The organism is Streptomyces sp. NPDC001393 (genome assembly GCF_053597455.1).
The window spans coordinates 114,140-138,794 of record NZ_JBSFIH010000006.1 but is presented as its reverse complement, the minus strand read 5'-3'; the positions used below and the strand labels follow the sequence as shown (position 1 = coordinate 138,794).

19 protein-coding genes and 1 pseudogene are annotated in these 24,655 nt (G+C 71.7%); 10 read left to right on the top strand and 10 right to left on the bottom strand.

Annotation, left to right across the window (positions count from 1 at the left end):
* Positions 1-4: 4 nt before the first annotated feature.
* Positions 5-1,192: an SGNH/GDSL hydrolase family protein gene (locus tag ACWC2T_RS10195; protein WP_450669916.1), complete on the bottom strand. Its 1,188-nt coding sequence runs from the start codon at positions 1,190-1,192 to the stop codon at positions 5-7.
* Positions 1,193-1,405: 213 nt separating this feature from the next.
* Between ACWC2T_RS10195 and ACWC2T_RS10190 the strand changes: the two genes are divergently transcribed.
* The gene (locus ACWC2T_RS10190) at positions 1,406-1,792 is read left to right on the top strand and encodes a PPOX class F420-dependent oxidoreductase (protein ID WP_450669915.1); all 387 of its coding nucleotides are present in this window, start codon (positions 1,406-1,408) and stop codon (positions 1,790-1,792) included.
* A 178-nt stretch (positions 1,793-1,970) separates the two neighbouring features.
* Here ACWC2T_RS10190 and ACWC2T_RS10185 read toward each other — a convergent pair whose 3' ends face one another.
* The 6 genes from ACWC2T_RS10185 to ACWC2T_RS10160 form a co-directional block, all read right to left on the bottom strand.
* Positions 1,971-2,480, bottom strand: coding sequence for a methylated-DNA--[protein]-cysteine S-methyltransferase (locus tag ACWC2T_RS10185; protein WP_450669914.1), 510 nt, complete (start codon positions 2,478-2,480; stop codon positions 1,971-1,973).
* On the bottom strand, positions 2,468-3,880 hold the full coding sequence (locus tag ACWC2T_RS10180) for an AlkA N-terminal domain-containing protein (protein WP_450670015.1): 1,413 nt from the start codon (positions 3,878-3,880) through the stop codon (positions 2,468-2,470). Before ACWC2T_RS10180 ends, ACWC2T_RS10185 begins: the two co-directional genes overlap by 13 nt.
* A 163-nt stretch (positions 3,881-4,043) precedes the next feature.
* Positions 4,044-5,195 (bottom strand): ribosome small subunit-dependent GTPase A, encoded by a 1,152-nt coding sequence (gene rsgA, locus ACWC2T_RS10175; RefSeq protein ID WP_450669913.1) that lies wholly within the window; start codon positions 5,193-5,195, stop codon positions 4,044-4,046.
* 403 nt (positions 5,196-5,598) lie between these two features.
* A complete protein-coding gene (locus tag ACWC2T_RS10170; protein ID WP_450669912.1) occupies positions 5,599-7,071 on the bottom strand; it encodes a cellulose binding domain-containing protein in 1,473 nt (490 codons plus the stop codon).
* A gap of 237 nt (positions 7,072-7,308) precedes the next feature.
* Positions 7,309-8,658 (bottom strand): radical SAM protein, encoded by a 1,350-nt coding sequence (locus tag ACWC2T_RS10165; protein WP_450669911.1) that lies wholly within the window; start codon positions 8,656-8,658, stop codon positions 7,309-7,311.
* A 58-nt stretch (positions 8,659-8,716) separates the two neighbouring features.
* Entirely contained in the window at positions 8,717-9,391 is a 675-nt protein-coding gene (locus tag ACWC2T_RS10160) for a pyridoxamine 5'-phosphate oxidase family protein (protein ID WP_450669910.1), read from the bottom strand.
* 159 nt (positions 9,392-9,550) lie between these two features.
* On the opposite strand from ACWC2T_RS10160, the gene ACWC2T_RS10155 reads away from it, so the two are divergent.
* The 9 genes and pseudogenes from ACWC2T_RS10155 to ACWC2T_RS10115 all read left to right on the top strand — a co-directional run bounded on the left by ACWC2T_RS10155 (position 9,551) and on the right by ACWC2T_RS10115 (position 20,060).
* The gene (locus ACWC2T_RS10155) at positions 9,551-10,828 is read left to right on the top strand and encodes a D-arabinono-1,4-lactone oxidase (RefSeq protein WP_450669909.1); all 1,278 of its coding nucleotides are present in this window, start codon (positions 9,551-9,553) and stop codon (positions 10,826-10,828) included.
* 135 nt (positions 10,829-10,963) lie between these two features.
* The gene (locus ACWC2T_RS10150) at positions 10,964-12,205 is read left to right on the top strand and encodes an ROK family transcriptional regulator (protein WP_450669908.1); all 1,242 of its coding nucleotides are present in this window, start codon (positions 10,964-10,966) and stop codon (positions 12,203-12,205) included.
* A 390-nt stretch (positions 12,206-12,595) separates the two neighbouring features.
* On the top strand, positions 12,596-12,811 hold the full coding sequence (locus ACWC2T_RS10145) for a hypothetical protein (protein WP_450670020.1): 216 nt from the start codon (positions 12,596-12,598) through the stop codon (positions 12,809-12,811).
* Positions 12,760-13,131, top strand: a pseudogene (locus ACWC2T_RS10140) (ricin-type beta-trefoil lectin domain protein); the annotation flags it as partial. The gene ACWC2T_RS10145 and the pseudogene ACWC2T_RS10140, both read left to right, overlap by 52 nt.
* Before the next feature lie 209 nt (positions 13,132-13,340).
* Positions 13,341-14,603 (top strand): ABC transporter substrate-binding protein, encoded by a 1,263-nt coding sequence (locus ACWC2T_RS10135; RefSeq protein ID WP_450669907.1) that lies wholly within the window; start codon positions 13,341-13,343, stop codon positions 14,601-14,603.
* Between the two features lie 20 nt (positions 14,604-14,623).
* Positions 14,624-15,589, top strand: coding sequence for a carbohydrate ABC transporter permease (locus ACWC2T_RS10130; RefSeq protein ID WP_450669906.1), 966 nt, complete (start codon positions 14,624-14,626; stop codon positions 15,587-15,589).
* Positions 15,590-15,612: 23 nt separating this feature from the next.
* Positions 15,613-16,428 carry a carbohydrate ABC transporter permease gene (locus ACWC2T_RS10125; protein ID WP_450670014.1) on the top strand — a complete coding sequence of 272 codons (816 nt, stop codon included), beginning with the start codon at positions 15,613-15,615 and terminating at the stop codon, positions 16,426-16,428.
* Between the two features lie 12 nt (positions 16,429-16,440).
* Complete coding sequence (locus ACWC2T_RS10120) at positions 16,441-19,317, top strand: glycoside hydrolase family 2 TIM barrel-domain containing protein (RefSeq protein WP_450669905.1); 2,877 nt, start codon at positions 16,441-16,443, stop codon at positions 19,315-19,317.
* A gap of 146 nt (positions 19,318-19,463) precedes the next feature.
* Positions 19,464-20,060, top strand: coding sequence for a TetR/AcrR family transcriptional regulator (locus ACWC2T_RS10115; RefSeq protein WP_450669904.1), 597 nt, complete (start codon positions 19,464-19,466; stop codon positions 20,058-20,060).
* Between the two features lie 2 nt (positions 20,061-20,062).
* On the opposite strand, the gene ACWC2T_RS10110 is transcribed toward ACWC2T_RS10115, so the two are convergent.
* The 3 genes from ACWC2T_RS10110 to ACWC2T_RS10100 all read right to left on the bottom strand — a co-directional run bounded on the left by ACWC2T_RS10110 (position 20,063) and on the right by ACWC2T_RS10100 (position 24,487).
* Positions 20,063-21,151, bottom strand: a complete 1,089-nt coding sequence (locus ACWC2T_RS10110) for a cellulase family glycosylhydrolase (protein WP_450669903.1) — start codon at positions 21,149-21,151, stop codon at positions 20,063-20,065.
* A 512-nt stretch (positions 21,152-21,663) separates the two neighbouring features.
* Positions 21,664-23,379 carry a DUF2264 domain-containing protein gene (locus ACWC2T_RS10105; protein WP_450670013.1) on the bottom strand — a complete coding sequence of 572 codons (1,716 nt, stop codon included), beginning with the start codon at positions 23,377-23,379 and terminating at the stop codon, positions 21,664-21,666.
* Positions 23,380-23,446: 67 nt separating this feature from the next.
* On the bottom strand, positions 23,447-24,487 hold the full coding sequence (locus ACWC2T_RS10100; protein WP_450669902.1) for a rhamnogalacturonan acetylesterase: 1,041 nt from the start codon (positions 24,485-24,487) through the stop codon (positions 23,447-23,449).
* Positions 24,488-24,655 lie beyond the last annotated feature (168 nt).

The following is a 24,655-nucleotide window of genomic DNA, read 5'->3' as shown; positions in this document are numbered from 1 at the left end:
GCCGTCAGCGCACCACGCCGAGGGCCGCGCGCACCGTCTCGGCCACCGCTGCCATGCCGTTGTCGTTGAAGTGCAGGTGGTCGCCGGGGTCGTAGGCGGGAAGGAGGCGGGTCGGGTCGGTGGGGTCGCGGAGCGCGGCGTCGGCGTCGGCGACCGCGTCGAACGTGCCGCCGGTGCGGATGAAGGCGTTCACCCGCTGCCGTACGGCCTCGCGGGCGTCCGTGTAGGCGGAGAAGCCCCGGTACGGGGTGAGGGTGACGCCGACGACCCGGATGCGCCGGGCGTGGGCGCGGGCGACGAGGGTGCGGTAGGCGTCGGCGTAGGCGGTGACGTCGTCGGCCGTCGGTGTGCCCTTGATGTCGTTGATGCCCTCCAGGACGACCAGGACCCGCACCCCGGCCCGGTCCAGTGCGTCGGCGTCCAGGCGGGCGAGGGCGCTCGGTCCGACGCCGTCGCGCAGCAGACGGTTGCCGGAGATGCCGGCGTTGAGGACGCCGAGCCGGTCCGCGCGGACCTGTTCGGCGAGCCGGTCGGGCCAGCGGTGGTTGGTGTCGGGGGTGGAACCGTTGCCGTCGGTGAGGGAGTCGCCGAACGCGACGATGCTGCCGGCGGTGGTGCCGAGGACGTCGACGCCGGTGACGTAGTACCAGCGGCTGACGGTGGTGGTGTAGGCGGCGCCGTCCTCGTCCGCGGCCCGGCCCGCGCCGTCCGGGGCGACGTAGCTGGTCTGCAGGGCGGTCTGGTGGAAGGTGGCGGGGCCGCTGTCGCCGGGGGTGTACACGGTGACGAGGAGGTCGGCGGCGGCCGGGACGGGCAGCGGCACCGGGTCGGTGAGCGTGTCCTGGCCGGGCGGGACGGTGACCGTCGCGGCGCCGTGGAAGGTGGCGGTGCGCAAGCTGCCGGGCACCGCGTCCGGGCCGGCCCCCTGGCGCAGCGCGACGGTGACCGCGCCGAGGCGCAGGGGCGCGGTGCCGAGACGGTTGCCGAGCCGGATGCGCACGGCCGTACCGCCGACGCTGAGGTGGACGACGTTACGGATCGCGGCGCCGGGCAGTGCGGCGGCGGTTCCCGACGGCGCGGTCTCCCAGCTGCCCGTCCAGGGCGGCTGCGCCGGCTCCGCCACGGCCGGCGCCATCGTGCCCGGCAGCATCGCCAGCAGCAGCACCGCGAGGATCCGTCCGGCCCCGGCCATCTGCGCACCCGCCCTTCCCCGTCGCCCGTCGGAGCAGACCGTGCCACACGGCCGGGCCCCGCCACCGCACCCTCGACGGCGGTCCACCCACTCGGCGCAACCGGAACGCGACGACGGGAAGGTGACGGCCGGAATGTGACGACGGGCATGTGACGACAGGACCTAGGCCGCGGGCCCGATGTGCCGGGCGGCCCCGCGTGCTTGGCTGCTGTCATGACCGAACTCAGCGAGGCGGAACGCGCCTATCTGGCGTCGCAGCGGCTGGGCCGCATGGCCACCGTCGACCCGCAGGGCCAGCCGCAGGCGAACCCCGTGAGCTTCCACGTCCAGGACGACGGCACGATCCTGATCGGCGGCTACGCGATGGGGACGACGAAGAAGTGGCGCAATCTCCGGCGGAACCCGAAGATCGCCCTGGTCGTGGACGACATCGCGAGCGTACGGCCCTGGCGGGTGCGCGGGGTCGACATCCGCGGTGAGGCCGAACTCCTCGTCGGCCCGCACGACTTGGGCCCCCACTTCAGCGAGGAGGTGATCCGCATCCATCCCCGCAGGGTGCACAGCTGGGGCCTGGAGGAGGACCGCCCGGCCGGTCCGTGAGCTAGGCCCTGTCGTCAAATTCCCGCCTGCCCCGCGACGCCATGCACGCACTCTCGCCGCACCGGGCCCGGGCCCAAGTACATCCAGTACGAGGGCCAGGACCCGGCACGCCGAGAGCACGCACCTGACGCCGCAGGGCCCGCCCTCCGGGCGGACGGCGGGAATTTGACGACAGGACCTAGGCGAGCGCGCCCTCCAGGGTCAGCAGCCACACCTTCCGCTCGACTCCGCCCGCGTACCCGGTCATCGATCCGTCCGCGCCGATGACCCGGTGGCAGGGGCGGACGATCAGCAGGGGGTTGGCACCGATGGCGCCCCCGACGGCCCGAACCGCCGCGCGGGAGGCGCCGATCCGCCGGGCGATCTCCCCGTAGCTGACGGTGGCGCCGTACGGCACCTCGTCCAGCGCGGCCCACACACGCTGCCGGAACTCGGTGCCCTGTGGCCTCAACGGCAGCCGGAACTGCGCGAGTTCACCGGCGAAGTAGGCGCCGAGCTGGTCCGCGGCGGCCCGGAACGGCCCGGCATCGCGCCGCCGGCTGTCCTGCACGCTCTGCACGTTCTGTCCGCCCTTCTGCCCCGGCACGGACAGCGAGGTGAGCGCCCCGTCCGCGTCGGCGGTGAGCAGCAACCGGCCTACGGGAGCGTCGAGTTCGGTCCAGTAACCGGTTGTCGTCACTCGCTCCACTCCCCTGCCGCACACAGGTGCCGGACGGCGTACGAACGCCAGGGCCGCCAGTCGTCCGGCACCTGGGCGCCGGGCGGGGCCACGTCCGGATCGCCGAGGGCGCGCACGCGTACGGCGGCGACGGTGGCCGGGTCCATCCCGGGCAGCGCCAGCAGGGCCTCCTGTGCGTCGTCCCGGTCGGCTCCCGGGTCCAGCCGTACGGTCCCGTCGGCGAGGGCCGCGGCCAGCGCGCCCAGCGGCCCGTCCGGCTCGGCCTCGGCGATGACGCCCGGCTCGGGGAAGAGATGGGTGAGGCTGCCGCAGGGCGCATCGAGCACCTTGCCGTACCGCCGCACCAGCTCCTGAGCGCCTTCCGTCCCGGCCAGGGCGCGGATGGCGGCCTCCGGCGCATCCACGGCGCCGGGCGAGCGCAGTCCCGGCCGGGCGGCGACCAGCGGGCCGAGCCGGGGGTCGACGCCGAGCCGCTCGTCGACGGCGTACGGGTCGGCGTCGAGGTCGAACAGGCGCCGCAGCCGCTGCACCGCGGTGGTGAGGTCCCGGGGGTCGGTGAGGTGCAGCCGCGCGTCGAGCCAGCCGCCCGGACGGGTGCCGGTGCCGGTTCTCGGCACCCGGGTGCGCTCCTCGACGGCGACGATCCCGGTGCCGTACGGCAGCCGCAGCGTGCGCCGGTAGGTACGGCAGCCCGGAGCGCCGGAAACCTCCTCGACACCGGTTACCACCTCCTCGGCGAGCTGGTCGAAGACGGCGGAGGCCTGGTACGGGCCGCGGTAGGCGAGCCGCAGCGGGATCCCGGCGCCCGGAGCTGCCCGGTCGGCGGCCCGGCCCCGGGAGCCGCCACGGCCCCCGGGGGCGGCGGCCCGCAGCTCGGTCGGTGTCGAGGCGTACACCTCCCGGACGGTGTCGTTGAACTGGCGCACGCTGGCGAAACCGGACGCGAACGCGATCTCGGTGACCGGCAGCCCGGTGGTCTGCAGCAGCACCCGCGCGGTGTGCGCCCGCTGGGCCCGCGCGAGCGCCACGGGTCCGGCGCCGAGTTCCGCGGTGAGCTGCCGCTGGACCTGCCGTGCGCTGTAACCGAGCCGCGCGGCGAGCCCGGCGACGCCCTCCCGGTCCACGACGCCGTCGGCGATCAGCCGCATGGCCCGCCCGACGACGTCCGCCCGCACGTTCCACTCCGCGGACCCCGGCACGGCGTCCGGCCGGCACCGTCGGCAGGCCCGGAAACCGGCCCGCTGCGCGGCGGCGGCCGTCGCGAAGAACCGCACGTTCTCCCGCTTGGGCGTCACCGCCGGACAGCTGGGCCGGCAGTAGATCCCGGTGGTCGCGACGGCGAAGAAGAACACTCCGTCGAACCGCCCGTCCCTGCTCCGCACCGCCTCGTACCTGGTGTCTTCGTCCATCACGGTTCCAGTGTGGGACGGGGCGAGGGGCGGGGGCCAGCGGAAATCGGACGTGGCGGTGGTGGGCAGTGCGGATCGCGCGCAGGGCAACCGATCGTCGCGGGGCGCGGGTACGACGTGACTGGTCGCGCAGTTCCCCGCGCCCCTGCGGGGCGTGGCCCACCTACATGCGGCGCCCCCGCTTGATCTCCATCGCGGCCCGACCGGCGGCGCCCTTCCGTTTCCAGTCCCGCCGAAGCTCCGCACGGACCCGCGCGTCGGTCTTGGCCACGATCCACTGGTTCTCCCGCACCAGCTTCCGGTAACTCTCCAGCCGGCGCTGAGGAAGCTCGCCGCTCTCCATGGCGGAGCGCACCGCGCAGTCCGGCTCGGTGTCGTGGGAGCAGTCGTGGAAACGGCACCGCTCGGCCAGTTCCTCGATCTCGGAGAACACCTGACCGACCCCGCTCCCGGCGTCGTACAGGCCGACACCCCGCAGCCCCGGTGTGTCAATGAAGACCCCGCCCGAGGGCAGGGCGAGCAGGTTGCGGGTGGTCGTGGTGTGCCGGCCCTTGCCGTCGACGTCCCGGGCGGCCCGTACGTCCATGACGTCCGCGCCGACGAGGGCATTGGCCAGCGTGGACTTGCCCGCGCCGGACTGGCCGAGCAGCACGGACGTACCGGAGCCGACGAGCGCGACGAGGACGTCGAGCCCCTCGCCCTGCAGCGCGCTCACGGTGAGCACCGGCACACCGGGCGCACTCGTCTCCACGTCCTGCACGAGGTGGGCCAGGGTGACGGGGTCCGGCACCAGGTCGGCCTTGGTGAGGACGACGACGGGCTGGGCGCCGGACTCCCAGGCCAGGGCGAGGAAGCGCTCGATCCGGCCGAGGTCGAGGTCGAGGGCGAGCGACACGGCGACGACGGCGTGGTCGACGTTGGCCGCCAGGATCTGCCCGTCGGACCGCTTGGAGGAGGTGGAGCGCACGAATGCGGTGCGGCGCGGCAGATACGCGCGGACATAGCGCGGATCACCGTCGGGGTCGACGGCGACCCAGTCCCCCGTGCACACGACCTTCATCGGGTCACGGGGAACGACGAACTCGGTGTCGGCGCGGACGATCCCGCCCGCGGTGACGACGTCGCACTGGCCGCGGTCGACCCGGACGACGCGGCCGGGCAGGAGACCCTGCCCGGCATACGCAGCGAACTCCGCTTCCCACCCCTCGTCCCAGCCGTACGGGGCCAGAGGGTGCGACGAAGCGGAAGAAGCCGAAAGAGAAGAGAGATTCAAGGGGAACCCTTCACAAGGGCGGCCCCGGCCGCGCGCACTCATGGCCGCGAAGAAGGAAGAAGCAGGAAGGATCAGCCGGAGACCACGGAGGTGGAGTGGATGAACTTCTGGTTGCGGGCAACGCCCGTCACAGAGACAGCCATCGGTCACACCTCCCGTTCCACACTCGGCCGACAGCAGCGGCCGACAGCCACTGCGTGAAGCGAACCTCACCCTAAAGGCGCCCGCATTCCCGGCGCCACCGAATTTCTTTCACTCAGCGGTCGCGGAAGGCGCCCTCGCCGAACAGCAGGCCAAGGGCGCAGGTCATGTGGCGGACCGGGGCTGCTCGCCGACGTCCGGGGCGTTCTCCGACAGGGCGCCCAGTTCGGCCGCGGTGACCGTCAGGTCGTCGAGCACCTCTCCGAGTACTGACCCGATCACGCGGCACGAGCAGCTGCTCGGCTCAACCGGTCGTGCAGGCGGCGCCGTTGAGCGTGAAACCGTACGGTGACCGGTTTCTGCCCTGCCAGGTGCCGATGAACCCCAGGGACAGCGTGCCGTGCGCGGTGACGGTCCTGTTGTAGTCGGCGGCGGTGGCGGTGACCCGGGAGCCGCTCTGGTGGACGGTGGCGTCCCACATCTGGCCGACCTGCTGGCCGTCGCGGAAGGCCCAGGACAGGCTCCAGCCGTCGAGGGGCCGGTCGGTGGTGACGGTGACGGTGGCCTGGAAGCCGTCGGGCCACTGGTTGACGAGGTCGTAGGCGACCCGGCAGCCGGCCGCGGGGGTGTTGGAGCCGGCGGGGGCGGGCCGGTGCGCGGCCGAGGAGCTGCTGCCCTGGGGTTCGGGGTCGGGCTGCGCACGGCCGGTGCCGGCTGTGGTCCGCGCGGGCGAGGGCGTGGCGGCGGGTGCGGTCGGTGGTCCGGACGGGGTGGTGGTCCGGGAGACGCTGGGGTCGGCGACCGGCTGCCGGTCGTCGCGGGCGGCGGCGCTGTCGTCGCCGGAGCCGCCGAACGGCATCATCGACACGCCGAGCGCCAGTGCCGACAACAGCACGGCGGCGGCCAGCAGGCCACGGCGCAGGACCTTGCTGCGGCCCGCGTCCTCCTCGGGGTCGCCGGTGCCGGGATCGGCCGGGCGGCCCGCGCCGAGGCGGACCTCGGCGGCGCGGCGGCGGCGTTCCAGGTAGGCGAGGCCGCCCCAGCCGATGACCCCGCCGGCCAGCGCTGCGGGCAGCCCGCCGCCGTGCAGGCGCAGGCACGCGGCGGCCTCGGCGCAGCCCACGCAGGTCGCGAGGTGCCGGGAGAGGTCCTCGGGGGTGTCAGCGGCCGGCGAGCGGGTGACCGCGTCCAGCAGACGGGCGTAGGAACGGCACTGCGCGTCCATCGGGGTGTCGAGGTGGGCGCGGTGGCAGCGGTCCCGGAACAGAGTGCGTACCTGGTCGAGTTCCTCGGCGACCGTGGCCGGGTCCAGGCCGAGCCGGCGGGCGACGGTGGGCAGGGGCAGCGCCTCCACCTCGGCCAGCCACAGCAGCGACGCGTCGGCTTCCTGCATGTCCCTGAGGCCGCGCAGCGCGACCGGGCGCTGCAGCGGCGGGCCCGTGTAGCGGGCGGCCTGGCCGGAGTTGAGCCACAGCCTCAGGTCGGGGTCGAGCCGGTGGCCCTGCCCGTCGGCCTCCCAGGCGGCGGCGGTGTCGCGTACGGCGGTGAGCAGTGCCGGGATCGTGGGCAGCCGTGCGGTGCGGCGGCCCGCGCCGCGCACATGGGTGCGCGCGGCGGCACGGAGCTCGCGCATGCCGAGCGTGAAGGCCTCGGTCGCCAGTTGATGCGCCGTCAGGGAACCGGAGGTGCACAGGTCCGCGTAACTGAGCACCGCGTCCCAGCCCTCCGAGAACAGCGCGGACTCGGTGGCGTCCTGGGGGGTCGGCAGGTCGGGCATGGGACTCCTGCATCCACGAGCGAGGGCAACTCACCACACACGGAAGGGAGTTGCGAGGAACCTCGCGGCAGGACACAGAGCCTTTCACGTCATCGACACAACTGACAAGCGGCCTGTTCACATCCGGTTACCGACGGTGCCGGGGCGGATGCGCGACGCCACGAGCCCGCAACTCCGGCCTCCAGTACGGAGGCCGACGCCGTTTCGCTCACCGCCCCGTCGATCCGGTGCGCGGCATCACACCTCGGCCGGGGCCCGGGTGGCGCCACCGTCGGCCGCTGGGCCGTCCGCGGGCAGGCTGTCCATGAAGGAGCTGACGGAGAAGACGGCGCGGCCGGGTCCGGGCGGGCCGTAGCCGGGCGGGGAGGACAGTCCGAAGTCCTCCATCGTCTGACGGTAGGCCTGGAGGAGGCGGATGTGGTACTCCAGCGGCGCGCCCTGCGGGTTGGCCTTGCCGAGCGGGGTGGTGGGCTCCGGGCACCAGGTGGTGAAGCGGGGCGTGATGCCGTGCGACATGAAGAAACGCAGGCCCTCGGTGGTCGACGCGATCGCCTCGTCCACCGTGGTGAACCCGAACGGTTCGGCCATCTCCACGCCCGCCACGAAGTTGGGGATCACGTTGCGCGCACCGAACACCTCGGCAGAGTCCAGGATGCGCTTGTGCCACTCGTCGCGGCCGACGTAACGCTCCTTGCCGGGGCAGTACAGCTCGAAGAGCCGGCGGTCCCACACCTCGAAGTTGGGGTGGTAGATCTGCACGCCGTAGTCCTTGAACCGCTGCACGTCGGCCTTGGGCAGCGCCTGGGCGACGACCTTGCCGATCCAGCGGCCCGGGAAGCGCTCCTCGATGGCCTTGGCGTAGTGGCCGTAGAAGTCGGCCTCGTCCCGCCCGGCAACCGTTTTCGTGATGGCGCCGCCGGTCAGCGTGTAGGCGGTGGAGGCCTTCTGGGTGTCGTACCGGTCGATGATCTCGAGGGCCTCCAGCACCTCCTCGACGTCCTTGACTCCGGTGTACGGCCGCCCGGCGGCCTTGTGCTGGCGCCAGTTGTGGTTGATGTCGCAGTACTGGCACTCCTCCTTGGCGCCGAAGTACTGGCAGACCCGGAAAACGGTGAGGTAGATCAGGTAACCCCACTGGATGGTCGGGGCCACCTCCATCACGGACTTCCCGTTGGAGAGGGTGTGCCGGTAGTACTCCGGCATGGGCGGCACACCGACGTCCGCGACCCGCTTTCCGTCGAGGTAGAGCCCGAGCAGCCCCTCGTCGTCGGCCGCCACCCGGTACGGCGAGGCAGGGTTCACCCGTACGGAGACCACCGTACGGCGCAGGTCGTACGGGCCGCCGGTGAGGATGATCTCCTCCGGCGGGCGCCTGAGCGCGGCCTCGCCGAGCTCGGGCAGGGTGCCGTGGTCGAAGGAGAAGATGAAGTACGACTTGGGTTTGACCTCGCCGCTCTCGTTGTCGCTGAGGGCGGACGGGTCGAAGGCGACGCCGCCGCGGAGCAGGTCCTCCTTGAAGACGGCTTCCCGTGGCACGTGTGGGAACCGTTCCATCAGATCCTCGACCAGCGCGGTACGACTGCCCATCCGTCTGTCTCCTCCCGGCTCAGGCGTACGACTTACACCGTATGCCCCCGCCGGTGGCTCAGCCGTGCCGGGTCCCCGCACGGCGCGCGATGTGGTCCGGTACGGCGGTCCGGGCGGGCAGCGCCGGGTCGGGCTCGGGTGTGCCCCAGACCGTGGTCAGCGGCAGGACCCCGGCCCACAGGCCGAGGGCCGCGTCGGGGCTGTCGCCGTCGTCCGGGGCACCGGTGCGGATCTTGACGGAGGCCTCCTGGAGGGACAGGGCGAGGAGGGTGGTGGCCGCCAGTTCCTTCCGGTTGGGGCGGCGGGCGTACGCCCACTGGCCGGGCGCGGAGTGCTCGGTGAGCCGGCGCAGACCCTCCAGCTTCTCCTCGGGGTCGGTGACCTTGCGGGCGGTGCCGTGGATCATGGCGCTGCGGTAGTTCACGCCGTGCTCGAAGACGGACCGGGCGAGCACGAGCCCGTCCACGTGGGTGACGGTGACGCACACCGGCGTGTCCCCGGCGAGGCTGCGGCTGGCCACGGATCCGTGCAGATACAGCCACCGCTCGTCCCGCCCGTACACCGTGGGTACGACGACCGGCCGCCCGTCGACCAGCACCCCGAGATGGCAGACGAAGGCGGCGTCGAGGATCGCCTCCAGCTCCGCCCGCTCCAGGCTGCCCTGCTCGCGCAGCCGGCGGTGGCGGGTGCGGTCGGTGACGGGCAGGCGGTCGGGAAGCGGTTCCTGGATCATGCAGCAGAACCGTACCGATATCGCAGAACCAGGGCCAGTAATATTTCAGAGACGTCAATCAGTCACGGTCAGGACAACGAAATCCGCAGCACGCCTCCCTCTCGGGCCACGCTGGATGAGAGGGTCGGCGCACAGGCACTCTCCGGGAGGGACGCAACTGTGACAGGGACGGCCGGGACCGCCGGGACGGTCACCAACTGGGCGCGGACCATCAGCTACACCCCGCGGCAGTTCCACCGTCCGCGCACCGTCGACGTGCTCGCGGCGCTGGTGGCGAGGAGCGAGCGGGTGCGGGTGCTGGGCAGCGGGCACTCCTTCAACCGGATCGCCGACCCCGGTCCGGACGGCGTGCTGCTGTCCACCGCCGGTCTGCCGCGGGAGATCGATGTCGACACGGCGGCGCGCACGGTCCGGGTGTCGGGCTGGGCCCGCTACGCCGAACTGGCCCGCACGGTCCACGCGCACGGTCTGGCCCTGCCCAACATGGCCTCCCTGCCGCACATCTCGGTGGCCGGTTCGGTGGCGACCGGTACGCACGGCTCGGGCGTGGCCAACGCTCCGCTGGCGTCGGCGGTCCGGGAGGTGGAGATGATCGTCGCGAGCGGCGACAGCGGGACGATGGGCCGGGACGACCGGCGGTTCGACGGCGCCGTGACCTCGCTCGGCGCGCTCGGCGTCGTCACCGCGCTCACGCTCGACCTGGAGCCGGCGTACGAGGTGGAGCAGCGGGTCTACACCGAACTCCCGCTGGAGGCACTGGACTTCGATGCCGTGGCGGCCGCGGGGTACAGCGTGAGCCTGTTCACGGACTGGCGGGAGCCGGGCTTCCGGCAGGTGTGGGTCAAGCGGCGCACGGACCGCCCGGCGGTGGACTTCCCGTGGGCGGCACCCGCACGGGTGCCGCTGCACCCGGTGCCGGGCATGCCCGCGCGGAACTGCACCGAGCAGCTGGGCGTGCCGGGGCCGTGGCACGAGCGGCTGCCGCACTTCCGCGCGGAGTTCACGCCGAGCAGCGGGGAGGAGATCCAGTCGGAGTACCTGCTGCCGCGGTCTGCGGCGGTGGACGCCCTGTATGCGATCGACGGTATCCGGGAGACCGTCGCCGGTATCCTGCAGACCTGCGAGGTGCGTACGGTCGCCGCCGACCCGCAGTGGCTGAGCCCGGCCCACGGACGGGATTCGGTCGCGCTGCACTTCACCTGGGTGCGCAACGAGGCGGCGGTGCTGCCGGTGGTGCGCCGGCTGGAGGAGGTGCTGGACCCGTTCGACCCGCGCCCGCACTGGGGGAAGGTCTTCGCGATCCCCTCGGCCGTACTGCGCGGGCGGTATCCGCGGTTCCACGACTTCGCGTCCCTGGTCCGCCAGGTGGACGCGTCCGGCACGTTCACCAACGCCTTCCTGCGGGACCTCCTCGGGCTCCCCGACGACCAGGGGTAGTCGCCCGGGACTTTCTCCAGCCCCTTTCCTAACCCCTTGTCGAAATCCCCTCCCAGCCCATAGCCTGGCGCTCGCGCCGGTGCCGCGTGTCGCCCCGGCCTGGTCCGGCTGGACGGGATGGGAGGGGCAGCCGCGTTGAAGCGCACATCACGTGACATCCGCACCGCGAACCGCTACGAGGTGCTGCGCCAGATCATCGCCGAGTCTCCCACCTCCCGGCAGGAGTTGGCCGCCGCCACCGGGCTGAGCCTGGCCACGGTCGCCACGCTGGTCGGCGAGCTGCTGGACCTGCGCATGATCACCGAGGTGGGGTTCGAGGACTCCGCCGGCGGCCGGCCCCGGGGCCTGGTGGCCGTCAACGCGTCGGGGGGCGCGTTGATCGGCGTCGACATCGCGGAGACGTACGTCCATGTCGAGCTGTTCGACCTGGCGCTGAACGTGCTGGCCCGCGCCGACGAGGACATGCGGCCCGGCGAGAGCCGCCCGGAGCAGGTGGTCGGCCATGTGGCCGCGGCCGTCGGCTCGGTGGTGGCGCAGGCCGGCATCGAGGCGGCCCGGGTGCTCGGCGTCGGGGTGAGCGTGCCGGGCCAGGTGGACCGGGACACCGGCGTCGCCGAGTACGCGCCCAACTGGGACTGGCACGACGTACCGTTGCTGGACCTGCTCGCCGAACACATCGCGTATCCCCTGTACCTGGACAACCCGCTGCGCGCCTGCGCGGTGGCCGAGCTGTGGTTCGGGGCCGCACGGGGCCGCGGGGACGCGGTGGTGGTCAATCTGGGCACCGGCGTCGGTGCCGGTCTCGCCCTCGGCGGCGGGCTGCACCGGGGGGTGAGCAACAGCGCCGGCGAGTGGGGCCACACCACGCTCGTGCTGGACGGACGGCTGTGCCACTGCGGCAACCACGGCTGCGTCGAGACGTACGTCGGCGCGCCCGGCATCATGCAGAACCTGCGCGAACTCAGCCCGCAGTCCCCGCTGTTGCACCCCGAGGACCAGACGGCCACCATCGGCGCGCTGGCCGACGCGGCCACCGCGGACGATCCGGTGGCCCTCAAGGTCGTCCGGGACACCGCCCGTTACCTGGGCGCCGGCATCTCCGACCTGATCAACCTGCTCAACCCCGAAGTGGTCGTACTCAGCAGCTGGGTCGCCGCCCGGCTGGGCGAGCCGCTGCTCGACGAGGTCCGCCAGGCCGTCGCCCGGCACGCGCTGCGCCGGCCCCTGGCCGCCACCGAGATCGTCCTCTCCCCGATCCCCACCGACCCGGTGTCCCTGGGCGCGGCCACGTTCGCGCTGGAGGGGGCGCTGCAGTCCGTCGGGCAGAGGTCGGCGACACGCAGCAACGCAAGGAGCCGTACCGCACCGCCTTCATGACGACGGAAGGGATGCACGTGTCTCATCCCCGCACCAGGAGATCCCGCCTGCTGCTGACGGCCTCCGCCGCACTGGCCGTCACCGGAGCCCTCCTCGCCTCCCCGCCCGCTAGGTCCTGTCGTCAAATTCCCGCCGTCCGCCCGGAGGGCGGGCCCTGCGCTCGCCGCGATGGGGGTGCCCCCGCGCGAGCCTGTTCGAGCGTGGGGGAGGCTCATGTATGCCGTAGGTGCGTGCTCTGGGGGTCCCCCCGGCCGAAGGCTGGGGGAGTGCCGGGTCCTGGCCCTCGTACTGGATGTACTTGGGCCCGGGCCCGGTGCGGCGAGTGGGGGCATCTCCCACGCCCTTGAGGCAGTGGGGGAGCGTGCATGGCGTCGCGGGGCAGGCGGGAACGTGACGACAGGGCCTAGCGCCGACGCCGCACCGGCCGCCGCCGAGGTCTCCCCGCACGCCGCCCAGACCATCGACAACATCGGCGCGTCCGGCGCCTGGTGGGTGAACGACCTGAAGCACTTCGAGCCGAAGGTCCAGGCACGCGTCGCCCGACTCCTCTTCTCAGTACGGCGCTCACCGGCGCCCTGGTGGGCAGGCTGTCCGGCAAGTGCCTGACCGCCGACGCCTCGGGGGCCGCGATCGCCTCCTGCACGGGCGCGGCGGACCAGTCGTGGTCGTACGACGCGGACGGCACCCTGAAGGGCGCGAACGGCTATCTGACGGCGGGGAGTTCGGGCCTGACCGCCACCGCCACCGCCACGGCCACGGCCACGGGGGACGGCACCCAGCGATGGCTGCTGAACGCCGACGGGCAGATCGTGAACGAGGCGTCGGGCAGGTGCCTCGACGTCAGCGGACAGGCCACGGCCGCCGGCAGCAAGGTGATCCTCTACAGCTGCAACGGCGGCGCGAACGAGGCCTGGACCCGGCGGTGACCGCCGCTTCCCCCTGACCGAGGGCCGCCGGCCACCTCCCTGATCTGGCGGCCCTCAACTCCCTTTCCCCACCCGGCCGTTCGGTATCCCGAACCGAATGCAACGCTTCGAACAGACTTCGTCCAACCCCTTGCCGAAGCCTTAGCCGAAGGTTAACGTCCCGCTCCGGCCTTAGCCGCACCCGCACTTCCACAGACAAGGACGTCACCATGTCGGCACCGAGCAACAGCACCTGGGACCGCCGTTCGATACTCCGCGCCGCCGCCGGGCTGGCCGTCGCCGCGCCGCTCGCCGCGTGCGGCAGCAACAACGGCCGTGGCGGCAGCGGGTCGGGCAAGCAGCTCACCCAGATGTTCCACGCCTACGGCGAGCCGGGCGTGGAGCAGGCGGTCAAGCGGTACGCCGCCGCGTACAAGAACGCGAACGTGACCACGCAGTGGATCACCAGTGCCGACTACGAGAGCAAGCTCTTCGCCACCCTGCTCACCAAGAGCGCGCCCGACGTCTTCGAGTTCCACCCGCAGATCCAGATGGTCAAGAGCGGTCAGGTGGCGGACCTGACCGACCTCATCGCCCCGGTCAAGAGCGACTTCAACCAGGCCGACATCACGTCGCACACCGTGGACGGCAAGGTCTACGGCATCCGGATGATCGACGACCCGCAGTTCTTCTTCTACCGGCCCTCCCTCTTCGAGAAGGCCGGCGTCAAGGTCCCCGAGACCCTCGACGAGCTGATCGAGGCCGCCGCCAAGCTCACCACCAGCAAGGTCAAGGGCCTGTACCTCGGCAACGACCTGCACGCGATCATCAACCCGCTGATCTGGTCCGCGGGCGCCGACACCCTCGACGACAAGAACCGGATCGCCTACCACACGCCCGGCGTCATCGAGGGCCTGAAGAAGCTGCGCAAGCTCTTCACCAGCGGCGATCTGCTCCTCGGCGCCCCGACCGACTTCTGGGACCCCTCCTCGCTCAGCCAGGGCCTGTGCGCCATCCAGTTCTGCGGCATGTGGGCCATGCCGCAGTTCCAGAAGGCGCTCGGCGACGACCTCGGGATCTTCCCCTTCCCGAAGACCACCGACTCCGGCAAGCCCTCGGTCTACAACGGCGGCTGGTCGATGTTCGTCAACGCCAAGGGCGCCGACGTCGACGCGGCCAAGGAGTACGTCAAGTGGCTGTGGATCGACCAGAAGCAGTACCAGGAGGACTTCGCGACCTCGTACGGCTTCCACATCCCGCCGCGCTCCTCGATCGCCGCCTCGGCCACCAAGCTCAAGTCCGGTCTTCCGGCAGAGGGCGTCAAGCTGTTCAACGACTACGGGCACTTCGACAACATCGGCTGGACCCAGGCGATGATCCAGGCGTCGTGGGACCTCCTCGCCAACTGCGTCCGCAAGGACGGTGACCCGGAGAAGGCTCTCGATGAGTGCGACAGGGCTGTCAACCGCGAGCTGAAGAAGCTGTTCGGATAGGCCGGCGGACGGACCACGACATGTCGACGACCACCGAGCGCGGCCTCGCGAGCCCCGCCCCGGCCAAGGCCGCACCGGCCGGGACACGGCGGGGCCTGCGGGGCAGCCGCACCTTCAACTTCTGGCTCTTCATCGGCCCCTTCCTCGCGGGGCTGATGGTCTTCATCTACGTGCCGATCGGCTGGAGCGTCTACCTCAGCTTCTTCGACGCACGCTTCACCGTCACCCCGTCGAAGTTCATCGGCTTCGACAACTACACGTACATGCTGACGGACCCCAAGTTCGTCCACTCGCTCGGCACCTTCACCGTCTTCGCCGCGTTCATCGTGCCGACCACCTGGGCGGTGTCCCTGGGCCTCGCCCTGCTGGTGAACCGGCTGCGGTCCATGCGGGCGTTCTTCCGGTCGGTGTTCTTCCTGCCGACCGCGTGCTCCTACGTCGCCGCCTCGCTGATCTGGAAGATGTCCCTCTTCAGCGGGGTGCGCTTCGGCCTGATGAACACGGTCCTCGGCTGGTTCGGGATCGACAACATCGCCTGGCTGGCGAGCCCCAGCCCGCCCTGGTACTGGCTGGTCATCGTCACGGCGCGGCTGTGGCTGCAGTCCGGTTTCTACATGATCCTCTTCCTGGCCGCGCTGCAGAACATCCCGGCCGAGCTGTACGAGGCCGCGGCCATCGACGGTGCCAGGCCGGGCTGGCAGACCTTCCGGCACATCACGCTGCCCCAGCTGCGCGCCACGTCGACCGCGGTGATCCTGCTGCTGCTCATCGCCGCCTATCAGGCCTTCGACGAGTTCTTCAACCTGCTCGACAAAACGACGTGGGGCCGGCCGCCACTGGTCGAGCTCTACTACACCGCCCTGGGCACGGAACAGGACTACGGCGCCGGCAGCGCGGGCGCCGTCATCCTGACCGCGCTGATCGTCGTCGTGACCCTGTTCCAGGGCAAGATCATGGGCTTCGGAAGGGGGGAGGACTCCAAGTGACCACGAAACGCAGGGGCGGGGTCATGGGCAACACCGGCCTCTACATCGCGAGCGGTGTCGCCGCCTTCCTCTTCCTGATCCCGTTCTATGTGCTGCTGCGCAACTCGCTGTCCACCGACCCCCAGATCACCGGGCAGCACTGGGAGTTCTTCCCCACCCACCTGCAGTGGGGCAACATCGGCGAGCTGTTCGACGACCCGGCGGTGCCGTTCGGCCGGTCGCTGGTGAACTCCCTGGTGGTCGCCGTCTCCATGACCGTCGGCATCCTGCTGGTGTGCTCCCTCGCGGGCTACGCCCTGGCCCGGATCCCGTACCGGCACGCCAACAAGATCTTCTACGTCGTGCTGGGCACCCTGATGGTCCCGACCTCGGTGACCTTCGTGCCGAGCTTCGTGCTGGTGTCGTCCCTCGGCTGGGTGGACACCTACCGGGGCCTGATCATTCCGGGTCTGTTCAGTGGTTTCACCTGCTTCCTGTTCCGGCAGTACTTCCTCGGGTTCCCCAAGGAACTGGAGGAGGCGGCGCGCGTGGACGGGCTCGGCCACTGGGGCGCGTACTGGCGGGTCGTCGTCCCCAACTCCCTGAACTTCTTCGCGGCGATCGCGACGATCACGTTCATCAACGGCTGGAACGCCTTCCTGTGGCCGCTGGTCATCGGCCAGGACCCGAACTCGTGGACCGTGCAGGTGGCGCTCTCCTCGTACGTGACCAACCAGACCGTCGTCTTCCACCAGATCTTCATGGCGACCGCGATTTCCATCCTGCCGCTGCTGTTCGTGTTCCTCTTCCTCCAGCGCTGGCTGGTGCAGGGAATCGCGCAGACCGGCATCAAGGGCTGAGCTAGGAGACCGATGTCTTTGAGCACCCACACCGTCACCGACTACGTCGAGGACGTCTCGCCGGGCTCCGGGGCGCTGCCGCCCCGCGCCTGGTACGCGTCCTCGGACGCCGCCTCCCTCTCGCTGAACGGCAGTTGGCGCTTCCGGCTGTCGCCGACGGCCGACGCCGAGGACGACTCCTTCGCCGAGGTGGGGTACGACGCCGATGACTGGGCGGAGATCCCGGTCCCCGGCCACTGGGTCCTTAAGGGGCACGGCGCCCCGATCTACACCAACCACCTCTACCCGTTCCCGGTGGACCCGCCGCGCGTGCCGACGGAGAACCCGACCGGCGACCACCTGCGGCTCTTCGACCTGCCGGACGACTGGCCGCCGGACGGGGGCGCGGTGCTGCGCTTCGACGGGGTGGAGTCCTGCGCCCGGGTGTGGCTGAACGGCACGGACCTCGGCGAGTTCAAGGGGTCCCGGCTGCCGCACGAGTTCGCCGTCGGCCATCTGCTGAAACCCGCGGGCAACGTGCTGGCGGTCCGCGTCCACCAGTGGTCGGCCGGCTCCTACCTGGAGGACCAGGACCAGTGGTGGCTGCCGGGCATCTTCCGTGACGTCACCCTGCTGCACCGCCCGGCGGGCTGTGCCCTCGACTTCTTCGTGCACACCTCCTACGACCACCGCGCCGGCACCGGCACCCTGCGCGTCGACTCCGACGTCGACGGCCGGGTAACCGTTTCCGAGCTCGGTATCGACGTCGGAGTCGGCGAGAGCGTCACCGTGCCGGTCGAGCCGTGGTCGGCGGAGACGCCGAGGCTGTACGAGGGCACGCTCGCCACCGAGGGCGAGAAGGTGCCGCTGCGCATCGGTTTCCGTACCGTGGCACTGGCGGACGGCCTGATCAAGGTCAACGGCAGGCCGATCCTCTTCAAGGGCGTCAACCGGCACGAGTGGCACCCCGAGAAGGGCCGCGCGCTGGACCTCGCCACCATGCGCGAGGACGTGCTGCTGATGAAGCGGCACAACATCAACGCCGTCCGCACCTCCCACTACCCACCGCACCCGGCCTTCCTCGACCTGTGCGACGAGTACGGGCTGTGGGTGATCGACGAGTGCGACCTGGAGACCCACGGCTTCACCGAGCAGGGCTGGCGGGACAACCCCGTCGACGACGACCGCTGGACCCCGGCCCTGCTGGACCGGGCGGCCCGCATGGTCGAACGGGACAAGAACCACCCGTCGGTGGTCATCTGGTCCCTCGGCAACGAGGCCGGCACCGGCCGGGGCCTGACCGCGATGGCCGAGTGGATCAAGGGCCGGGACCCCTCCCGGCTGCTCCACTACGAGGGTGACATCAACTGCCGTGACACCGACGTGTATTCACGGATGTACGCCGACCACGCCGAGGTCGAGAGGATCGGCCGGGGCCTGGACGGCGGCACCCTCAAGCGACGCGGGCTCCCCTTCATCCTCTGCGAGTACGCGCACGCCATGGGCAACGGCCCCGGCGGACTCGCCGACTACCAGCGGCTGCTGGAGTCGTACGACCGGCTGCAGGGCGCCTTCGTGTGGGAGTGGATCGACCACGGCATCGCCCATCCGGAGCTGGGCCACGCCTACGGCGGTGACTTCGGCGAGGAGCTGCACGACGGCAACTTCGTCTGCGACGGCCTGCTCTTCCCCGACCGGCAGCCCTCCCCCGGCCTGGTCGAGTTCAAGAAGGTGATCGAACCGGTCGGCATCGCCGGCGACTTCGGCGACGGCACGGTCCGGGTCACCAACAAGCAGGACTTCGCCGACGTGTCGGCGCTGGCGTTCTCCTGGTCGTACGAGGTCGACGGGGAGACGGTGGCGTCCGGCGCGCTGTCGGTACCGGCGCTCGCGCCCGGCGAGTCCGCCGACGTCAAGCTGCCCGCGCCGCCGGCCGGGGCGCCGGCCGGCGAGGCGCTCTGGACGGTCCGGGCTGCGCTCGCGGCGGACACCGCCTGGGCGCCGAAGGGCCATGTCGTGGCCTGGGGCCAGGTCCCGGTGTCGGAGCGCCGGGTGCCCACGGTCCCGGCGACCTCCTGGCCCGTCACCGGCGACGGGGTGATCACCCTCGGCCCGGGCACCTTCGACGCCCGCACCGGCGTCCTGACGGCCGTGGGCGGCGTGGCGGTCTCCGATCTGCGGCTGGACGTGTGGCGGGCCACCACCGACAACGACGACGGCGCCCCCTGGCAGTCCGACCTGCGCTACGGCCTGCTGTGGCGACAGCTCGGCCTGCACCGGATGCGGCACCGGCTGGACGCGGTCGAGACCGGCGAGCACACCCTGACGGTCCGCACCCGCGTGGCGCCGGCCGCACGGGAGCTGGGGCTGTCGACCGTATACCGCTGGACGTCGGACGGGGACCGGCTGCGGTTGACCGTATCCACCACCCCCGAGGGCGACTGGGCCGTCCCCCTCCCCCGGCTCGGCATCCGCTTCGCCCTGTCCGCGGCAGACCGTGTGCAGTGGTACGGCGGCGGTCCCGGCGAGGCGTATCCGGACACCAGGTCGGCGGCGGTGGTCGGCCGTTGGCAGTCGACCGTCGACGATATGCAGACCCCCTACGTCCGCCCGCAGGAGAACGGCGCCCGCATCGACGTCCGCTGGGCCGAGCTCGGCGGTCTGCGCATTGAGGGCGACCCCGCGTTCTGGCTCACCGCGCGCCGCTGGACCACCGAGCAGCTGGACGCCGCCGCGCACCGCACCGACCTCGTTCCCGGCAACACCGTGTGGGTGAACCTCGACCACGGCCAGCACGGCATCGGCTCGCAGTCCTGCGGCCCGGGCCCGCTGCCCCAGTACCACCTGCGGGCCGAACCGGCGGAGTTCTCCTTCGTGTTCTCCACCGCCCCCGACCCCGAGTCCAGTTGACTGACACGGTCCTGAGGACCACCGCGGCCGGCCGGCTCTCCTCGCGGCCGGCCGCGGTCGCGCCCGGTGCCGGCCCGTCCGGCCGGTTTCTTGGTATACCTAGGCACCAGCCTAGAGTTACTAGGAAACGGGAAAGGCAGGCCCTCATGGCCCGAGCGGGTCTCACCGTCGAGCGTGTCGTCGCGGCCGCGGCGGAACTCGCCGACGAGGCGGGCTTCGCGAACGTCACCCTGTCCGCACTGGCCCGCCGCTTCGGCGTGAAGGACGCGAGCCTGTACTCGCATGTGCGGGGCCTGGACGACCTGCGCACCCGGCTCGCGCTGTACGCCGGCGGCGAGCTGATCGACCGGATCGCGCCGGCCGTGGCGGGCCGCGCGGGCAAGGAGGCGCTGGCCGCCTTCGCCGGCGCCTACCGGGCCTACGCGCTGGAGCACCCCGGCCGGTACGCGGCCACCCAGATCCGTATCGACCAGTCGCTGTTCGCCGACTCCCCGGCGATGCGCCGCACCACCCAGATCACCTACGGCATGCTGCGCGCCTACGGCCTGGACGAGCCCGACCTCACCGACGCCGTACGCCTGCTGCGCAGCACCTTCCACGGCTACTGCGCCCTGGAGTCCTCCGGCGGCTTCGGCGCCGACCGGGACGTACAGGCCTCCTGGGACAAGGCCGTGGAGGCCCTGCACCTGGCCCTGGAGCACTGGCCGCGCCAGACGACCCAGGAGGACGCCGGCACCGGCTGAACTCACCCCTCGGTCGCGGGGTGTCCCTGGCCCCAGGCCCAGGCGAGGCGGTCCGCGCCGGAGGCGTTGGTGGTGGCCAGGCCCAGGTGGGTGCCGCTGCCGGTGAGGGTCTGGATGCTGTAGGTGTCGCCGGTGCGCAGGCCCGGCCAGTAGACCGCGCCCATGTGCAGGGCCCGGAACGTGTCGGTGTCGGCCTGGACGAAGGCGACCGAGTTGGGGTCGCTGGAGGCCGACGCGGGCTGGTTGTAGTTCAGCCCGGTCGTCATGGGTGCGCCGAACTCGTCGGCGACGGTGCGGGAGGCGCAGGTGCCGATGCGGGCCTTGAGGTCGGTGACCCACTCGTCGTACGTGGCGCTCTGCTTCCAGAAGCCGTAGTGGTGCAGGGACAGGTACGTGCCGTCGAGCCGGTGGTCAGCGCAGACGCCGACGACGCTGTCGTTGTAGCCGGAGCCGCTGACGAAGATCCGGTTCCTGGGCACGGAGGGGTAGGTGCCGATCCACTGCGCCGCCAGGTCGGCCCACGCCTGCGCGGTGTAACCGTGCGGCTCGTTCATCGGCTCGAAGTAGACCTGCGGGTTGCGCTGGTAAGTGTGGGTGACGGTGCTCCACATGCGCCAGAAGTCGGGCAGGTTGTCGACGAAGCCGTCCTTCCGGGCGCCGGTGCCCTCCCAGTAGCTGAGGACGACCTTGAAGCCGTGCGCGGTGGCGGCGTCGATGACGGCGCGGTAGGAGTGCCAGGCGGGGCCGTTGACGGTGTACGGGTTGACCGGCAGCCGCACCGTGTTCGCCTGAAGGTTCCTGCGGAATCCCGCGATGATGCCGCTCGCCTTGGCGTATGTGGTGGCGTAGTCGTCAAAGAGGCTGAGACCGGACAGGACCACCGGATCGTCTGCGTAGTTGTCGCGCGGGTCGGCCCAGTTCACACCGTGGAACCGCGCGGGCACGAGGGAGGCGGCCGATGCGTCCGCACCCGATGCGGGGGCGGAGGCCAGCCCGATGAGAGCGCTGCTGCTCAGAGCGACGGCCGCGGCGAGCACGGTGCGGGTGAGGCCGGCGGCGCGCCGTGCGGCTCTGCGTGCGGAGCGGAACATGTGCGGGGACCTTCCTGTCGCGGGTCTGGAGGCGGGGGCCGGGGGCGGCGGACGTGCGGAGGCGAGCGTCCGGCGGGGTCTCCGCGGACGCCGGCGGGGCCGGTTCCCCTGCTGGGCCGTGGGCATGGGCGGCTCAGGGCAGCTGCGCCCGGGCAGAGCCCACCATGTGCATCCGACGTGTTGTCACGTCGGGACGATCACCTTTCGGGCGAGAGCCTCGCCGCAGCCGACCGGCACTGTCAAGGCATCCGACAGGACTTCGTCAAACCATTACGGGAAGTCTGCGCCGCACAGCTGCGTCAGCGCCTGTACTTCCCCGTGCGACGAGGCCGTGCCCTCCGGCCCACGTCCCGCCACCACGGCGGCCATCGCGGTTGAGGGGGACCTCCAGGTGCCGGACGAAGGGTGCGATCCGCCGGGGGCCCGTCAGTCCGGGCACGAACACCCCATCGGCATCAGCCTGTTGACAGGTGTCTGGCCGCCGCAGCGTCTGTCAGCGTACGACAGACCGCTCACCTGGGCGTCACCGACCACGACGAGCCTGCGGATCGCCCGTCCGAAGCCGTGAACGCGAAACCCTTTGCGGAGCCGGACACCCAGCGGACGTCCACCTCGTGCTCCTCCCCCACCCGCACCGACACCAACTCGGTGAGCGGCCGGGGGTCCGGCTCCCCGGTGAGCCGGGCGAGCGCCACGAACAGCGTGGCCCCGCCCGGCCCGGTCTCCCCCGTCAACTCATCCGACAGGCCGGACACCGGCAGGAGTTCGGCGCGCAGCCCGTCGGGGGCCGGCCATCCCGTGATCCGCACGGGTGTCCCCGGCTCGGCACCGGCGACGAGATGGGCGCGTACCTCCACCGCGCCCTCGGCCAGCACCAGGCTGGTGACGGTGATCCCGCCCGCCACGGTGTGCCGGGAGGCGATCCACCCCTCGCCCATACCGAGCGGCTCGATCCCGGTGCGGCTCGGATCGCCGCCGACGATCACGCTGTTGTCGTACGACGCCCGGTCGGGCGTGGTCGCGGTCGAGTAGGCGAGCCGGGTGTAGTAGGGGTCGTAGCGGACGTCCTCGCTGCCGTGGTTGTGCAGCCGGACCACCCCGTCCGAACGGGTGGTCTGCAGCAGCCAGTTGGGGACGGGAAGGGGGTGTACCTCGTCGGCGCGGTCGGCTGGGCCCGGCTCCTCGGTGGCCGTCCACACCTCGTGCTCCGGCGGCAGCAACAGACCGAGAAACCCTTTACTGGCCCAGTACGGCGAGGCCGGGCCCGAGTAGCTCTGCACGATCGACTCGTCGGGGCCGAGCCAGCCCAGCGGGAGCAGGCCGCGTTCGTCGACCGCGCCGCCGTCGAGGAAGTACCGCAGCGCGCCGGAGGCCAGACGCCGTGTCTCGCCGGGGGACAGGGGGGTCTGCCCGATCAGTGCGCCGAGCCAGAGCGGGGCGGTCGTCGCGAAGCGGTAGGTGAGCGAGCGGCCCTGGTGGAGGGGGGCGCCGTCGGCGCCGAACAGGCGGGAGCAGTCGGCCAGGTGGCGCGACAACCGTCGACCGTATACAGAAAGCAGTTCATCGTCGTCCGCCAGCCAGGCGTGGAGGACGGTGTACAGGTGCATGGCCCAGCCGTTGTAGTAGTCGAACTTCCGGCCGTCGCCGTCCGTGTACCAGCCGTCGCCGAGGTACCAGCCCTCGATCCGTTCCAGACCGCGGTCGATCGCCTTGCCTGCCGCCTCCGGACGGTGGCCGATCTCCGCCAGGAAGCCGCCGACCGTGACGGGGAACAACTCCCAGTTGCAAGGCCAGGGTTCGGCGCCGAGCGCGTCCGCCAGCCAGTCGGCGGTGCGCTGCCGTACGGCGTCGTCGAGCCGGTCCCACAGCAGCGGCCGGGTCAGCCGCAGGGCGAGTGCGACGGACGCGGCCTCGACGAGCGGCTGACTGCGGTCCTCGATGCGCGGCCAGACCCCGCCGGGGCCGGTGGCGAGGCCGTCGGCATACCGGCCGAGCACGGTCTCGTCGCGGCGGAACGCGGCCAAGAGCAGCGTACGGGCGTAGCCCTCCAGGCCGTCGGAGAGGTGCCCGGCGTGGCTCACGTGGTCGCCGGGGAGGTGGTAGAGGGCGCGGCCTGGGGTGGCGTAGGGCTCGACGGCGGCCAGCAGGGCGTCGGCGGCAGCCTCCCAGTGGGCGCGGGTGTATCCGGTGTACGGGCTCGACACACGGTCGTCGGCGGGCAGTTCGATCACGGCGGTGGCTTTCCTTCTTGGCGGGCCTGGGGCGCCCCGGTTCCGGTCGGGGCGCCCCAGGGATTCATCCCACCCGCACGGCACCCTCGGGCACCAGATGCCGGGCGAGGAGTCCGTCGCGGACCAGGCCGGCGTAGACCGTGGCGCCGTGCACGGAGGTGTGCGTGTTGTCGCGCCTCTCGTTGTAGAGGTAGATCGCCTTGGACCCTTCCGGGCCGAGGGACTCCACCAGCGCCTTGGTCCTCGCGGTGAGGTCGATCAGCGGGACGTGTGCGGCGGCGGCGACGGAGCGGATCACCGCCGGGAGGTCGACGCCGAGGCCGTTGACCAGCAGGGCGGTGTTGTTGTCCAGGGTGCCGTCGGCGTTGAACCAGCGGCGGACGATCGGGGTGACGAGCACCGGCTCGCCGCCCTTGTCCCGGATTCCCGCGACCAGGGTCTCCAGGTTGGCCCGGTAGGTGGCCTCGTCGGTGGTCTTGTCGTTGTGGGCGAGCTGGACCAGCACGAGGTCCCCGGGGTGGACCAGCGGCTGCACGGTGGCCCACAGCTGCGGATTCGCCAGGTAGGTGACCGTACTCTCGCCGGAGTCGGCGTAGTTGGCGACGGACAGGCCTCTGCGCAGGTACTGCGGCAGCTGCTGGCCCCAGCCGGAGTAGGGGTCGGCGGGCTGGTCGCAGACGGTGGAGTCGCCGATCAGGATGATCTGGCGGGCGTGCCCGGCCGGGGTGACCCGGATGCCGGCGAGGGCGGGTGCTAAGCCGCCGAGCCTCAGGTCCAGGCCGGGGCTGCCGTCGGGGCCGGTCGGCTCACCCTCGGGCGTGCGGACGTTCACGATGAAGCTACGGGTGAGGTGTTCGCCGGCCGGGACGGCGGTCTCCGGGAGCAGCGAGCGGCGGGTCTCCCCCGAGACGCTGGTGCTGGACGCCGTCTCTCCGCCGAGCCGGACCGTCACGTCGTACGTGCCCGCAGGGACGTCGAAGTGACAGGCGGTCGCGGTGCAGTTCTCGATGCCGAGGGACCGGACGCCATGAGCCTGGGCGGGGGTCGCGGTCAGCGTGGCGCCGAGAGCGGCCGCCACCAGCACGACGGTCCTGGCACGTCTCATGCGCGGCTCCTCCGTCGATCGTCATCGGCCGACCCGAGACCGTACCCGTATTGACAAGCGCTTTCTAGACCTAGGCCGGAATTCGCTGGATTATCAAGTCCTCATCCACGCAAGCCCTTTCGCGAACTCCCTTCAACTGTCACCCTGCCAACACCCGCACCCCCACAC